Source organism: Pseudomonas sp. PS01300 (assembly GCF_029960155.1).
In the GTDB taxonomy this organism is placed as follows: Bacteria; Pseudomonadota; Gammaproteobacteria; order Pseudomonadales; family Pseudomonadaceae; genus Aquipseudomonas; species Aquipseudomonas palmensis.
This window is the reverse complement of record NZ_JASCPN010000022.1, coordinates 41,375-54,535: the sequence shown is the minus strand read 5'-3', so window position 1 is coordinate 54,535 and position 13,161 is coordinate 41,375. Positions and strand designations below refer to the sequence as shown.

At 62.2% G+C, this 13,161-nt stretch carries 12 protein-coding genes, 4 tRNA genes and 1 pseudogene; 11 read left to right on the top strand and 6 right to left on the bottom strand.

Annotation, left to right across the window (positions count from 1 at the left end; all coding sequences use genetic code 11):
- Positions 1-18: 18 nt before the first annotated feature.
- Positions 19-1,720 (top strand): annotated as a pseudogene (locus QMX96_RS13325) (DEAD/DEAH box helicase).
- Positions 1,721-1,825: 105 nt separating this feature from the next.
- Here QMX96_RS13325 and QMX96_RS13320 read toward each other — a convergent pair.
- Positions 1,826-2,593, bottom strand: coding sequence for a class III extradiol ring-cleavage dioxygenase (locus QMX96_RS13320; protein ID WP_054915826.1), 768 nt, complete (start codon positions 2,591-2,593; stop codon positions 1,826-1,828).
- Between the two features lie 105 nt (positions 2,594-2,698).
- Here QMX96_RS13320 and QMX96_RS13315 point away from each other — a divergent pair, with 105 nt between their 5' ends.
- Positions 2,699-3,352, top strand: a complete 654-nt coding sequence (locus QMX96_RS13315; protein WP_078479742.1) for a thiopurine S-methyltransferase — start codon at positions 2,699-2,701, stop codon at positions 3,350-3,352.
- A gap of 51 nt (positions 3,353-3,403) precedes the next feature.
- On the opposite strand, the gene htpX is transcribed toward QMX96_RS13315, so the two are convergent.
- Together htpX and QMX96_RS13305 are read right to left on the bottom strand one after the other, a co-directional pair.
- A complete protein-coding gene (gene htpX / locus QMX96_RS13310) occupies positions 3,404-4,291 on the bottom strand; it encodes a protease HtpX (RefSeq protein ID WP_043862742.1) in 888 nt (295 codons plus the stop codon).
- Between the two features lie 203 nt (positions 4,292-4,494).
- Positions 4,495-5,706, bottom strand: coding sequence for a pyridoxal phosphate-dependent aminotransferase (locus tag QMX96_RS13305; RefSeq protein WP_282361890.1), 1,212 nt, complete (start codon positions 5,704-5,706; stop codon positions 4,495-4,497).
- A gap of 165 nt (positions 5,707-5,871) precedes the next feature.
- Between QMX96_RS13305 and msrB the strand changes: the two genes are divergently transcribed.
- Both msrB and QMX96_RS13295 read left to right on the top strand, forming a co-directional pair.
- On the top strand, positions 5,872-6,267 hold the full coding sequence (gene msrB / locus QMX96_RS13300; protein WP_043862744.1) for a peptide-methionine (R)-S-oxide reductase MsrB: 396 nt from the start codon (positions 5,872-5,874) through the stop codon (positions 6,265-6,267).
- Positions 6,268-6,293: 26 nt separating this feature from the next.
- Positions 6,294-6,782, top strand: coding sequence for a glutathione peroxidase (locus tag QMX96_RS13295; RefSeq protein ID WP_043862745.1), 489 nt, complete (start codon positions 6,294-6,296; stop codon positions 6,780-6,782).
- Here QMX96_RS13295 and QMX96_RS13290 read toward each other — a convergent pair.
- Complete coding sequence (locus QMX96_RS13290; protein WP_282361889.1) at positions 6,779-9,145, bottom strand: response regulator; 2,367 nt, start codon at positions 9,143-9,145, stop codon at positions 6,779-6,781. The genes QMX96_RS13295 and QMX96_RS13290 overlap by 4 nt on opposite strands.
- A gap of 76 nt (positions 9,146-9,221) precedes the next feature.
- On the opposite strand from QMX96_RS13290, the gene QMX96_RS13285 reads away from it, so the two are divergent.
- The gene (locus tag QMX96_RS13285) at positions 9,222-10,109 is read left to right on the top strand and encodes an ATP-binding protein (protein ID WP_058541064.1); all 888 of its coding nucleotides are present in this window, start codon (positions 9,222-9,224) and stop codon (positions 10,107-10,109) included.
- Positions 10,109-10,591 (top strand): GAF domain-containing protein, encoded by a 483-nt coding sequence (locus QMX96_RS13280; RefSeq protein ID WP_054915824.1) that lies wholly within the window; start codon positions 10,109-10,111, stop codon positions 10,589-10,591. Before QMX96_RS13285 ends, QMX96_RS13280 begins: the two co-directional genes overlap by 1 nt.
- A gap of 75 nt (positions 10,592-10,666) precedes the next feature.
- On the opposite strand, the gene QMX96_RS13275 is transcribed toward QMX96_RS13280, so the two are convergent.
- Entirely contained in the window at positions 10,667-11,434 is a 768-nt protein-coding gene (locus QMX96_RS13275; RefSeq protein WP_043862749.1) for a hypothetical protein, read from the bottom strand.
- A gap of 333 nt (positions 11,435-11,767) precedes the next feature.
- Between QMX96_RS13275 and QMX96_RS13270 the strand changes: the two genes are divergently transcribed.
- The 5 genes from QMX96_RS13270 (at position 11,768) to QMX96_RS13250 (ending at position 12,590) form a co-directional block, all read left to right on the top strand.
- Positions 11,768-11,843 (top strand) — tRNA-Glu (locus tag QMX96_RS13270).
- A 2-nt stretch (positions 11,844-11,845) separates the two neighbouring features.
- A tRNA-Gly gene (locus QMX96_RS13265) sits at positions 11,846-11,921 on the top strand.
- Between the two features lie 102 nt (positions 11,922-12,023).
- Positions 12,024-12,099, top strand: a tRNA-Glu gene (locus tag QMX96_RS13260).
- A gap of 3 nt (positions 12,100-12,102) precedes the next feature.
- Positions 12,103-12,178, top strand: a tRNA-Gly gene (locus QMX96_RS13255).
- Positions 12,179-12,254: 76 nt separating this feature from the next.
- Positions 12,255-12,590 carry a hypothetical protein gene (locus QMX96_RS13250; protein ID WP_063612007.1) on the top strand — a complete coding sequence of 112 codons (336 nt, stop codon included), beginning with the start codon at positions 12,255-12,257 and terminating at the stop codon, positions 12,588-12,590.
- A gap of 103 nt (positions 12,591-12,693) precedes the next feature.
- On the opposite strand, the gene QMX96_RS13245 is transcribed toward QMX96_RS13250, so the two are convergent.
- On the bottom strand, positions 12,694-13,107 hold the full coding sequence (locus QMX96_RS13245; RefSeq protein ID WP_043862897.1) for a PA2817 family protein: 414 nt from the start codon (positions 13,105-13,107) through the stop codon (positions 12,694-12,696).
- Positions 13,108-13,161 lie beyond the last annotated feature (54 nt).

Sequence of the window (13,161 nt, the reverse complement as noted above, 5' to 3'; positions counted from 1 at the left end):
CATGTGCAGCTTTGGAGCATGGGTCTTTGCGGATGCACTTAGAGGCAGACCCATGACCCAGGAAACCGGCGGCTTCGCCGCTCTCGATCTTCATCCAAGTATTGTTGCCGCCGTTATCGCCACTGGCTACGAAGAGCCATCGGCCATTCAGCAGCAATCGATCCCGATTATTCTTGCCGGTCATGACATGATCGGTCAGGCGCAGACAGGTACCGGTAAAACCGCTGCCTTCGCTCTGCCAATCCTGCACCGCATCGACCCGAGCAAGCGCGAGCCGCAAGCCCTGATCCTGGCGCCAACCCGTGAGTTGGCGCTGCAAGTAGCTACCGCATTCGAAACCTACGCCAAGCAGATGCCGGGCGTTACCGTGGTAGCGGTATACGGTGGTGCCCCGATGGGCCCACAACTCAAAGCAATCCGTAACGGCGCGCAGATCGTCGTCGCTACCCCTGGCCGTCTGTGCGACCACCTGCGTCGCGACGAGAAGGTGCTGGCTACCGTCAATCACCTGGTGCTCGACGAAGCTGACGAAATGCTCAAGCTGGGCTTCATGGACGACCTGGAAGTCATCTTCAAGGCCATGCCGGAAACCCGCCAGACCGTACTGTTCTCGGCCACCCTGCCGCAGTCGATCCGTGCGATCGCCGAGCGTCACCTGCGTGACCCGAAACACGTCAAGATCCAGACCAAGACCCAGACCGTGACTGCCATCGAGCAGGCACACCTGATGGTCCACGCCGACCAGAAGGTCTCGGCGGTACTGCGCCTGCTGGAAGTCGAAGAGTTCGATGCACTGATCGCCTTCGTACGTACCAAGCAAGCCACCCTGGACCTGGCCAGCGCCCTGGAAGCCAAAGGCTACAAGGCTGCCGCGCTCAACGGTGACATCGCCCAGAACCAGCGTGAGCGCGTCATCGACTCGCTCAAGGACGGTCGCCTGGACATCGTCGTCGCTACCGACGTCGCTGCCCGTGGTCTGGACGTACCGCGCATCACCCACGTGTTCAACGTCGACATGCCGTACGATCCGGAGTCCTACGTTCACCGTATCGGCCGTACCGGCCGTGCCGGTCGCGAAGGTCGTGCACTGCTGCTGGTCACCCCGCGTGAGCGCCGCATGCTGCAGGTGATCGAGCGTGTGACCGGCCAGAAGGTTGCCGAAGTTCGTCTGCCCAACGCCCAGGCCGTACTGGACGCGCGCATCAAGAAGCTCACCAACAGCCTCGCGCCGCTGGTTGCCGATGCAGAAGCTACCCACGGTGATCTGCTCGACCGCCTGACTGCCGACATCGGTTGCAGCCCGCGTGCCCTGGCCGCGGCCCTGCTGCGCAAGGCCACCAATGGCCAGGCGCTGACCCTGGAAGCCGTCGAGAAAGAGCAGCCGCTGGTGCCGACTTCGGCCCCACGTGGTGATCGTCCTGCCGGTGAGCGCTCCGAGCGTGGCGAGCGTGAGCGTCGCGCGCCGATGCCACTGGGTGAAGGTCGTGCACGTTGCCGTACCGCGCTGGGTGCGCGTGACGGTATCGCGGCCAAGAACCTGCTGGGTGCGATCCTCAACGAAGGCGGCCTGGCCCGCGAAGCGATCGGTCGCATCCAGGTGCGCGACAGCTTCAGCCTGGTCGAGCTGCCGGAAGATGGCCTCGAGAAGCTGCTGACCAAGCTCAAGGACACTCGCGTTGCCGGCAAGCAGCTGAAGCTGCGTCGTTATCGCGAAGATTGATCTTCGAGTGAAATGAAAAATCCCCGACTGGTTCGGGGATTTTTTTTGCCTGGGCGGCCTGTTTGGCTTATAGGGGCCGGCCTTGCCGGGGAAAGGGCTGCCGCCTCAGTCGAACCGATAGATATCCATTCCCAGTGCTCCCAGGGTGAAGCCCTGGTGCTCGATCGCGAACCGCTCGCCCGCGCCGCGGGCAAAGTACAGCGGCAGCAGGTGCTCGTCGCTCGGGTGGTTGCGCACCGCAAACGGCGCCTGCCGGCGATAGTCATGCAGGGCCGGCGTGTCGCCCGCAGCCAGCTTGTCGATCATCCAGTCGCGAAACGCCAGTGCCCAGGGCTCTACGCTCTCGGGGCCGGCATGCCAGTCGAGTTCGCGCAGGTTGTGGGTAATGCTGCCGGAGCCGATCAGCAGCACGCCTTCCTCGCGCAGGGCCGCCAGTGCCTGGCCTACCTGTTGCTGGTACGCCGGGCCGTGCTGGCTGGGCAGTGATACCTGCACCACCGGTATGTCCGCCGCCGGGTACATCAGCGACAGGGGCACCCACGCGCCATGGTCGAAAGGCCGCTTGGCGTCGAGTGTTGTGGGCAGCCCGGCTTCATTGAGCCGTTGCCTTACCTGTTCGGCGAGCTGTGGGTCGCCGGGGGCAGGGTACTGCACGGCATACAAGGCGGCCGGAAAGCCGCCGAAGTCGTGCCAGGTGGGTGGGTGCGGGTTGCTTGTCACGCGCAGTTCGGTGGTTTCCCAGTGCGCAGACATCACGACGATCGCTCTGGGGCGCGGCAGTTGCGCCGCCAGGCGCGCAAGTGCCGGGCCGCTGGCACCCGGTTCCAGTGCCAGCATGGGAGAGCCGTGGGAGATAAACAGGCTGGGCAGCATCGGGGTGGTCCTGAAGGTTAATATGCAGCCATCTTCAGGCAGATCATTGATCTAAATCTAATATAAGTTTTTGCGGTATTTAATCGAATTTATCGAGGTAAGGTTATGCAGCCCGCGTTCTGGCACAACCGCTGGGAGAACGATCTGATCGGCTTTCACCAGCAGCAGGTCAACCCGTATCTGCAGCAGCATTGGCCCGCACTGGGCATTGCGCCTGGTGCCCGTGTACTGGTGCCGCTGTGCGGCAAGAGTCTGGACATGGCGTGGCTGGCCGCGCAAGGCCACGACGTGCTTGGGGTGGAGTTGTCCGAGCGGGCGGTGAAGGACTTTTTTTCCGAGCATGAGCGGGAGCCGCAGGTTTCGCAGCAGGGGGCCTTCACGGTCTACCGCAGCGAGGGCATCGAGTTGTGGTGTGGCGATTTCTTCGCACTGACTGCGGGTGACGTGCGGGGCTGTGCGGGCCTTTACGACCGTGCCGCGATCATCGCCTTGCCGCCTGCCATGCGCGAGCGGTATGTGGCGCATCTGCAGCAGCTCCTGCCGTCGCCTTGCAAGGGCCTGTTGATCACTCTTGACTACGATCAGGCGGTCACTGACGGTCCGCCCTTTGCCGTGCCCGATGAAGAGGTCGAGCGCCTGTTTGGCGAGCAGTGGCAGTTGGCGATCGCCGCGCAGGACGACGTGTTGGCGCAGAGCCCCAGGTTCATCAAGGCGGGTGCTGATCGGCTGGTGGAGCGGGTGTACCGTCTGCAACGCTGAAATGAAAAAGGGCAACCCGTGGGTCGCCCTTCCTGTTTGCCTGCTGCTCGCTTAGCCGCGACGACGCAGGGCTTCGATACGATCTTCCAGCGGCGGGTGACTCATCAGCAGGCCTGCCAGGCCCTGCTTGAGGCCACCATTGATGCCGAAGGCATTCAGGGTGTCAGGCATGTGCACAGGCACGCCCTGTTCAGAACGCAGGCGCTGCAGCGCGCCAATCATCGCGTTGGTGCCGGCCAGGCGGGCGCCGGCTTCGTCGGCGCGGAACTCGCGCTTGCGCGAGAACCACATGACGATGATGCTGGCCAGGATACCCAGGACCAGTTCGGCAACGATGGTCGCGATGTAGTAGGCAATGCCCTGGCCTTCTTCGTTCTTGAAGATCACCTTGTCGACGAAATTGCCGATGATGCGTGCGAAGAACATCACGAAGGTGTTGACCACACCCTGTACCAGCGCGAGGGTCACCATGTCGCCGTTGGCGACGTGGCCGATCTCGTGGGCCAGCACGGCGCGGACTTCATCACGCGAGAAACGCTCTAGCAGGCCCTGGCTGACCGCGACCAACGCATCGTTGCGATTCCAGCCGGTAGCGAAGGCGTTGGCCTCGTAGGCCGGGAAGACGCCCACCTCGGGCATCTTGATGCCTGCCTGGCGGGAAAGCTCTTCGACGGTCTGCAGCAGCCATTGCTCATGGTGGGTGCGCGGCTGGGTGATGATCTGGGTACCGGTGCTCATCTTCGCCATCCACTTGGAGATGAACAGCGAGATCAGCGAGCCGGCAAAGCCGAACACAGCGCAGAAAATCAGCAACTGGTCGAGCTTGAGGTCAACCCCGTTTGCCGCCATGAACCCGTTGAAGCCGAACAGGCTCAGGGTGATGCTGGCAATCAGCACGACCGCAAGGTTGGTGGCCACAAACAGCAAAATGCGCATCATGGTTGTTACGTTCTCCTGACGGATAGAAAGCTTGCGTATGCGGGGTATATAAGGTGCGCGCTCCGTGTATTCAACCGGGCGACTATTTCAAACTGTGTACTTGTGCGGGCAGGCGCGGAGAATGCCAGGTGCGCGAGCCAGAGCGGCAGGCTTGAGGTTGGCCCGTGGCCTGCGCCAGGGCTGGCGCAGGCAGGCATTCGGGCTTACTGCTGGTAGGTCTTGAGGAAATTGCCGATGCGACCGATCGCCTGCTCCAGGTCATCGACACGTGGCAGGGTCACGACGCGGAAGTGGTCGGGCCACGGCCAGTTGAAGGCGGTGCCTTGCACGATCAGCAGTTTTTCCGACAGCAGCAGGTCAAGGGCGAACTTTTCGTCGTTGAAGATCGGGCAGACCTTCGGGTCGATGCGCGGGAAGGCATACAGGGCGCCCATCGGCTTGACGCAGCTGACCCCTGGAATGTCGTTGAGCAGCTCCCAGGTGCGGTTGCGCTGCTCCAGCAGGCGACCTGGCGGCAGCACCAGGTCATTGATGCTCTGGTAGCCGCCCAGTGCGGTCTGGATGGCGTGCTGGCTCGGCACGTTGGCGCACAGGCGCATGTTGGCCAGCATGTCGATGCCTTCGATATAGCTCTGGGCGTGCTGCTTGGGCCCGGACAACGCCAGCCAGCCGGAGCGGAAGCCCGCCACCCGGTACGACTTGGACAGGCCGTTGAAGGTCAGGCAGAGCAGGTCGGGGGCCAGCGAGGCGGTGCAGATGTGCACGGCATTGTCGTACAGGATCTTGTCGTAGATCTCGTCGGAGAACACCACCAGGTTGTGTTGGCGGGCGATTTCCAGCATGCCCAGCAGCAGCTCGCGCGAGTACACCGCGCCAGTGGGGTTGTTCGGGTTGATGATCACCATGGCCTTGGTGTTGGGGGTGATCTTGGCCTTGATGTCGGCAAGGTCGGGGAACCAGTCGGCCTGCTCGTCGCACAGGTAGTGCACCGGGTTGCCGCCGGCCAGGCTCACCGCAGCGGTCCACAGCGGGTAGTCCGGGGCCGGGATCAGCACCTCGTCGCCGTTGTTGAGCAGGGCCTGCATCGACATCACGATCAGCTCGGACACGCCGTTGCCCAGGTAGATGTCCTCGATGCCGACACCTTCGACCTGCTTCTGCTGGTAGTACTGCATCACCGCCTTGCGCGCGCTGAACAGGCCCTTGGAGTCGCTGTAGCCCTGGGCGGTGGGCAGGTTGCGGATCACATCCTGGAGGATCTCGTCGGGCGCCTCGAAACCAAAGGGCGCCGGGTTGCCGATGTTCAGCTTGAGGATGCGGTGGCCTTCCTCCTCCAGGCGTTTGGCGTGCTTGAGCACCGGGCCGCGAATGTCGTAGCAGACATTGGCGAGCTTGTTCGATTTGCTGACCTGCATGATGTGATCCCGATTAGAAAAGATCGCCGCGCATTGCGCTGTGAAAACGTTTGAAATGCGTGTAACGCGGGTGCCAGACTGACGTCTGATGAGGCGCAATAATACGTGCCACCCGCGTTGTCGAAAAGACGCAGTGCGGGGTTTTTAATTCAGCGAGGCCTGGTGATGGAAAAGATCGAGAAAACCCTGGAAGAATGGCGTGCGATGCTCGACCCCGAGCAGTACAACGTGTGCCGCCTGAAGGGCACCGAGCGCCCGTTCAGCGGCAAGTACAACAGCACCCGCACCGATGGCGTCTACCATTGCATCTGCTGCAACAAGCCGCTGTTCGATTCCAGAGCCAAGTTCGACTCCGGCTGCGGCTGGCCCAGCTTCTACGAGCCTATCGCCGACAACGCGATGGTCGAGATCCGCGATACCTCACATGGCATGATTCGCACCGAAGTCACCTGCGCCACTTGCGATGCCCATCTGGGCCATGTGTTTCCCGACGGCCCGCCGCCCACCGGTCTGCGCTACTGCATCAACTCGGTGTGCCTTGACCTGGTGCCGCGACAGTAACCCACCCGAACGCAGGAGACGCGGTCATGGCCGACAACAGTTTGCTCAATATTCCCTGCACCACCCTGCGGGGCGAGCAGAAAACCCTGGCGGATTACCCGGCAAGGGCGGTGCTGGTGGTCAATACCGCCAGCCAGTGCGGGTTCACGCCACAGTACAAGGGCCTGGAGTCGCTATGGCAGCGCTATCGCGAGCGCGGCCTGGTGGTGTTGGGCTTTCCCTGCAACCAGTTCGGCAAGCAGGAGCCGGGCGATGAGCTGGCGATATCGCAGTTCTGTGAAGCCAACTTTGGCGTGAGCTTTCCCCTGTTCAGAAAGGTCGAGGTCAATGGGGCGGGCGCGCATCCCCTGTTCGCCGCGCTCAAGCAGAGGGCTCCCGGCCTGTTCGGTTCGCAGGCGATCAAGTGGAATTTCACCAAGTTCCTGGTCGATCCGCAGTCGGGTGCCGTGAGCCGTTATGCGCCCAGCACCAAGCCCGAGGCGCTGGCGGGCGATATCGAAAAGCTGCTGCGCTAGGTTTCAGGGGCTGTTGGCGGCACCCAGTGATCGATCAGCGCCAGCAACTCTTCGCGGCGAAAGGGTTTGGCCAGGTAGTCGTTCATGCCTGCCGCCCGGCAGCGTTCGCGTTCCTCGGGCATGGCGTTGGCGGTAAGTGCCACGATGGGCAGGTCGGGCCAGCGTCCGCTCTGGCGTATGCGTCGGCTGGCCTCGTAGCCGTCCATCACCGGCATGTTGCAGTCCATCAGCACCAGGTCGAAGGCGGCTTGCTCCAACTGCTCCAGGGCCTCCCCGCCGTGGGCGGCCACGATCACCTCGCAGCCCAGCTTGCCCAGCATGCCCTTGGCGACCAGCTGGTTCACCGGGTTGTCTTCCACCAGCAGGATGCGGGCACGACGCTCGCTGGTATGGGTGCCTGCCTGGGCGACCGGGCCTGCATCGTCACTGCCCTGCAGAATGCGCTGCAAGGTCTGGTACAGGGCGTTGCGGGCCAGCGGGCGGGCCTGCTGCTGCAGCGGTGCCAACTGGGCGGCTTCTTCCCCCGGCAGGAAGTTGCCATAGGCGGTCACCAGCAGGATTGGCGCCTTGAGTGACGGACGCAGGCCGAACAGGCCATCCAGGTTGTCGGTGACCAGCAGGTCGGGCTCCAGGTCGACCAGGCTGTCGATGCTGTCATGGCGCGAGTACGTCAGCCCCCAGCGTGGCAGCAGGCTCTGCAGCAGTTCGGCAAGGCCGCTGCTGGCGCTGCTGATCGCCACCACCTTGCCGCGCAGGGGGGCGGGTGCAATCGCCGGGGTGTGGGAGGCCAGCGGCAGCTCGACACTGAACTGGCTGCCGAAGCCAGCTTCCGAACTGATGCTCAGGCGCCCCTGCATGGCTTCGCAAAGATTGCGGGTCAGCGCCAGGCCCAGGCCGGTGCCGCCATACTGGCGGGTAATGCCGGCACCGGCCTGGGTGAAAGGCTGAAAGATCCTGACCTGGGCTTCCAGCGGGATGCCGATGCCCGTGTCGCAGACCTCCAGGCGCACGCCGCCGGAGTAGGTGCCCAGGCGAACGTCGACACGCCCGAAACGGGTGAACTTGAGCGCGTTGGACAGCAGGTTGCTGACGATCTGGCGCACCCGCGTGGGGTCACCCAGCACGCTGCTGGGAAACTGCGGATCGATCAGGCAGGTCAGCTCCACGCTGGGCGCCGCGTTCTGCGACAGCAGGTTGGCGGTGTCTTCCACCAGGGCGCCGAGGTCGAAGGGGATGCGCTCCAGCTCCAGCTGGCCGGCGTCGAACTTGGACAGGTCGAGAATATCGTTGAGCAGTTCCACCAGTACCTTGCCCGAGTCGTGGGCGATGGACAGCTGCTGGCGTTGTTCGGCGTTGAGCGGGCTGTCCAGCGACAGCGCGATCATGCCCAGCAGACCATTGAGCGGGGTGCGGATCTCGTGGCTCATGTTGGCCAGGAATGCGGCACGGGCCTGGGCCATGTCCAGCGCTCGGCGTCGCGCCTGCTCCAGTTCCTCGTTGGACTGGCTCAGGCGGGTGTTGCTGGACTTGAGTTCGTTGGTACGGGCCGAAACGATGTTTTCCAGCTCGTTGAGGTAGTCGGTCAGGCGGTTTTCGGCGTTGCGCCGCTGCTGGATCTCGGTGGCCATGCTCACGAACTGCTGGTTGGCGACCTTGACCAGCACGCCGATCTCGTCCTGTTCGTGACCGGGCGGGAAGGCCAGCTTGTTCTGGTTGGGCGCGCGTGCATTGCTGTTGCTCAGGGCGCTGATCACCCGCACCAGCGGCTTGGTCAGCATGAAATAGAACAGTGCCAGCAGGATGCCGGTCAGCACCAGGCTGCGCACGAACCCGTTGAGCAGCGTTACTTCGGCCCGCTTCAGAAAGCGGCTGCCGAAGGCGAAGGTGTCGACTTCAAGATACAGGGTGCCGAGGTATTCGCTGGGCATCTGGTCGAGCATCAGGCGATCCTGGAACTGCCGGCTCTGGCCGAAGAGAAAATCACTCAACATCCGATAGCTGCTTTGTTCGCGCGGGCGCTGCACATCGGACAACACGCTGTCGGTGTTGTCGATCAGGCGCGCACGGGTGATGGCGGGGGATTTGAGCAGGCCCAGGGTCAGTTCGTTGGCCAGTTCCGCATCGAGGTTGTAGGCAATGCGCGAGGCAGGGTTGTGGCTGATTTGCAGCAGTGCCTGCATCTCGCGATTGATAGAGGCGTCTTCGCTGGCATAATCGATGCCGATCTGGATGAGACTGAGCAATGTTCCCAGGATGAAACCGACCAGGACCGTCAGCCGGGCTTGCTTGTAAGACAGGCGATTGGTGAACTTGATATCCATGTATCCCGAGCCAGTTCCACTTTCCGTGCGCTGCGCAAGCATAGCCGATCACCCCCGGTAGCTGGCAGGTACTGTCGCACATTCAGGCTTTCCCAAGAATCTGTGTCGAGGACATAACGTGGACTCTCGCTTGAATGCTTTCCTGGAGCGCGCCGAATCGGTATTGGCGCGTCTGGAACCGCTGCTGCCGGCATTGCGCCCCAGCATCGATTGGACCCAGTGCCTGGCTGCCCGTTGGCAGCGCGAAGGGCGCAGCGGTTTTCTGCTGCCGCTCGAGGTCAGCCTGGACATGCGCCTGACCGACCTGATAGGTGTCGACAGGCAGCGTGAACAACTGGGCCGCAATACCCGCCAGTTCATCGACGGCATGCCGGCCAACCACGCGCTGCTGTGGGGCTCGCGCGGCACCGGCAAGTCGTCGCTGGTGCGTGCCTTGCTGGCAGAGTACGCCCCACAGGGGCTGCGCCTGATCGAGATCGAGCGTGACCACCTGGCGGACCTGCCGCGGGTGGTGGAACAATTGCACAAACTGCCACAGCGTTTCGTGCTGTTCTGCGATGACCTGTCGTTCGAGGCCGGGGAGGGCGACTACCGCGTGCTCAAGAGCGTGCTGGACGGCTCTCTCGAGCAGGCGCCGGACAACGTTCTGCTGTATGCCACCTCCAACCGTCGGCACCTGGTGCCGGAAAAGCAGAGCGACAACGAGAACTGGAAGATGGTCGACGGCGAGCTGCACCCCAGCGAGGCCGTCGAGGACAAGATTGCCCTGTCGGACCGCTTCGGTCTGTGGCTGTCGTTCTACCCGTTCACCCAAGAGCACTTCCTTGATGTGGTCGAGCACTGGATCACCCAGTTGGCGCTGGCGCCAGGTCTGGTCTGGGCGCGGGATGAAGAGCTGGACAAGGCCGCGATCCGCTGGGCAACCGGCCGCGGCAATCGCAATGGCCGCTGCGCCTATCAATTTGCCCGCTATTGGGTGGGCCTGAAACTGCTGGAGCAACAGTAATGATCGATTTGAATGCAGTGGGGGGCGGCCAGTGCGGCTATGACCTGCTGGCGGCGCAGCTGGAGGCACTACTGGACGGGGAGCGGGATTTCATTGCCAACGCTGCGCAGCTTTCCGCCTTTCTGTACAGCCAGGTCGAAGACCTGAACTGGGCAGGTTTCTACCTGGCGCGCGGTGAAGAGCTGGTGCTGGGGCCGTTTCAGGGGCAGGTTGCGTGTGTACGCATCCCGTTCGGGCGCGGGGTGTGCGGGGCTGCGGCGGCTACACGCCAGACCCAGCGTGTGGAGGATGTGCATGCCTTCCCGGGGCATATTGCCTGTGACAGCGCCTCCAACAGCGAGTTGGTGATCCCTCTGGTCAAGGACGGTGCGCTGATCGGCGTGCTGGACCTGGACAGCCCTGTACTTGCACGCTTTGGTGAGCAGGATCAGGCCGGGCTGGAGCGTCTGGCGCGGATTTTCCTGGATTCGACGGACTGCTGAGGCGGGTAGAGGCGTTGCGCCCATTCGCCAGCAAGGCTCCTGTCGGGGGCTGCTGGCGAATGGGTTGTGTTGCAATCAGTCGTAGATGACTTTCTTCTTCCAGTCTTCTTCGGTGTCGGACTTCAGCCCTTCGGTCAGTGGGTTGACCTCGTCTTCGGTTGGCTGGTTCTGGCTCAGTACCATGGCGTTGGCGCGTGCCAGCAGTTTGTCCATATAGTCGAGCTGCTCGCGGTAGAGCACCGGATCAGGTTGCTTGCGCAGGTACTGCACGCCCCGTTCGAACGCCAGGCGGGCCTGCCCCGGCTGGTTCTGCTGCAGCGCATGCTGCCCCAGGTTGTTGAAGAACTCGATGTGCAGCAGCACCAGGATATGGCGAATTTCCTTTACCCAGTACTTGGCTTCGTTGGTCGGCAGGAAGCCTTCCTGGGAGGCGCGCACCACCTGGCTGTGCAGGGCTTCGAGCAGAAAGCGTACATCCTTGGCACGGGCTTCGGTCTGGATCGGGCCGGGAGGGTTGTTCACCGGTATGCCATCGCCCAGTGCAATCAGGCCCTGGAGCTCGCTGATGCGTGCCTGGATTTCACGGTTGTGCTTGTCCAGGGCCAGGCGGCGCTGGTTCAGGTTCAGTTCGAGGCGGGTCAGCAGCAGCTTGAGTGCCGGGGTCATCAACTGGCCGGGAAAGGTTTCGGTGATTTCGCCACAACGACGCAAGCGGTCGGCCAGCTCGATCTTGAGGCGGGCTCGTTCCAGCTTGTTGCTCTCGACTACATTGTTCAGGTAGCCAATCACGATCAAGAGTGCGATACCCGCTACTATAAGCAGGGTGATCAGAAGTGGTGTCACCGTTAACGCCTCATACAGGAAGGTTTGCCGTTTGAGTGTAGTGGCTTCGCTTTTGCCCGGATAGAGCTGTTTGGCAGTTGAGCAGGGCGGATTGCTGGCATTTTGCCTTGAGGTGCCGCCAGCACTGGGCCGCGTCGCGTATGTGCGTCAGAAAATAATCGTCAAGGCTCAGGCGCGCTGCGGCCTCCGTGGCAGCGTAAAGCAGGGCGAAGTCATTGATTTAAATAAATTTATATCTAGGGGTTGACGACTTCTCAAAGCACCCCTAGAATGCGCGCCACTTGCAGCGTAAAGCACACAGCGAAACGCGGCAGGGAGTGAATGTTGTAGCGTGTCCCCTTCGTCTAGTGGCCTAGGACACCGCCCTTTCACGGCGGTAACAGGGGTTCGAGTCCCCTAGGGGACGCCATTGCGGGAATAGCTCAGTTGGTAGAGCACGACCTTGCCAAGGTCGGGGTCGCGAGTTCGAGTCTCGTTTCCCGCTCCAATTTTAAGCAGCTTTGCTTCAGGGCAGGGCTGAGTGAAACCAGAAAGCATCTTCGGGTGTATTTCTGGAGCTGAAACACTACACCATGGTGTTTCAGGCAGTGTCCCCTTCGTCTAGTGGCCTAGGACACCGCCCTTTCACGGCGGTAACAGGGGTTCGAGTCCCCTAGGGGACGCCATTTGCGGGAATAGCTCAGTTGGTAGAGCACGACCTTGCCAAGGTCGGGGTCGCGAGTTCGAGTCTCGTTTCCCGCTCCAAATTCAAAGAAAACGCCGTTCGTATGAACGGCGTTTTTTTTTGCGTAAAAGACGCCGCGCGATGGCAGGGAGCAGCATGAAAATCATCTGTGTGCCGTTGAGCCGAGGCGCCATGTCGCGGCTGGATACCGATACCTGTACGGACGCAGACCTGCTAGATGTTCAGCTGGATGCAGAGGAGTTCGAAGCCGTGTGGCGATCGGGGCTTTTCACGCAGGCCAATCGAGCGCTGGCGCTGAACATTGACGAGTATGAAGATGAAAGGATTCTAGGCACTGTGCAGTTGGCGGCATTCAGTGCGTTGGTGTCGGCCTGTATCGAAGCCTGCCCCGAGGTAGGTGCACTGCTGAAGGTGGAGGCGCAGGTGCGAACGGCACTCGAGCTCGATACCGGCGTGTACTTTTTCTTCTGAGCCCGTTCAAGCACACGCAGTCATGTGAATGCGCTTTGTGCGGGACGTGGTCATGAGGGCTACCTGCCAGTTCTGCTGGTCGCGCTGACAGGTAGCTTGCGCATCAGTGCTTACTGTCGTCGCCCGACATGCTCAACAACTGCTTCTCCTGGTTCCAGTCGAACGGTTCGTCGTTCTGCTCGGCTTCGTAGCGGCGTTCTTCCAGCTCCTGGTACATGGCCAGTTCTTCTTCCGGCATGTAGTGCAGGCAATCGCCGCCAAAGAACCACAGCAGGTCGCGGGGGATAAGGTGCGCGATCTGCGGGTAGCGCTGGATGACCTGGCAGATGAGGTCCTGACCCAGGTAGGTGCTCTCCGGGTCGACCGGCAACTGTTGCATCAGGTCGTCGAAACGCTCCAGAAACAGCGCGTGGCTTTCTTCCGGTACCTGTTCGGCCTCACCCAGGGCTGCAAGGATGGTGCGCAGGTGGGTGAGCAGGGCGAGGTGGTATTCCAGTTGAGCAGTGGCGTTGGCCATGCGGGCGATCCTCTAGAGCAAAATCGGGCGCGGGAGTATAAGGCTCCCCGCGCC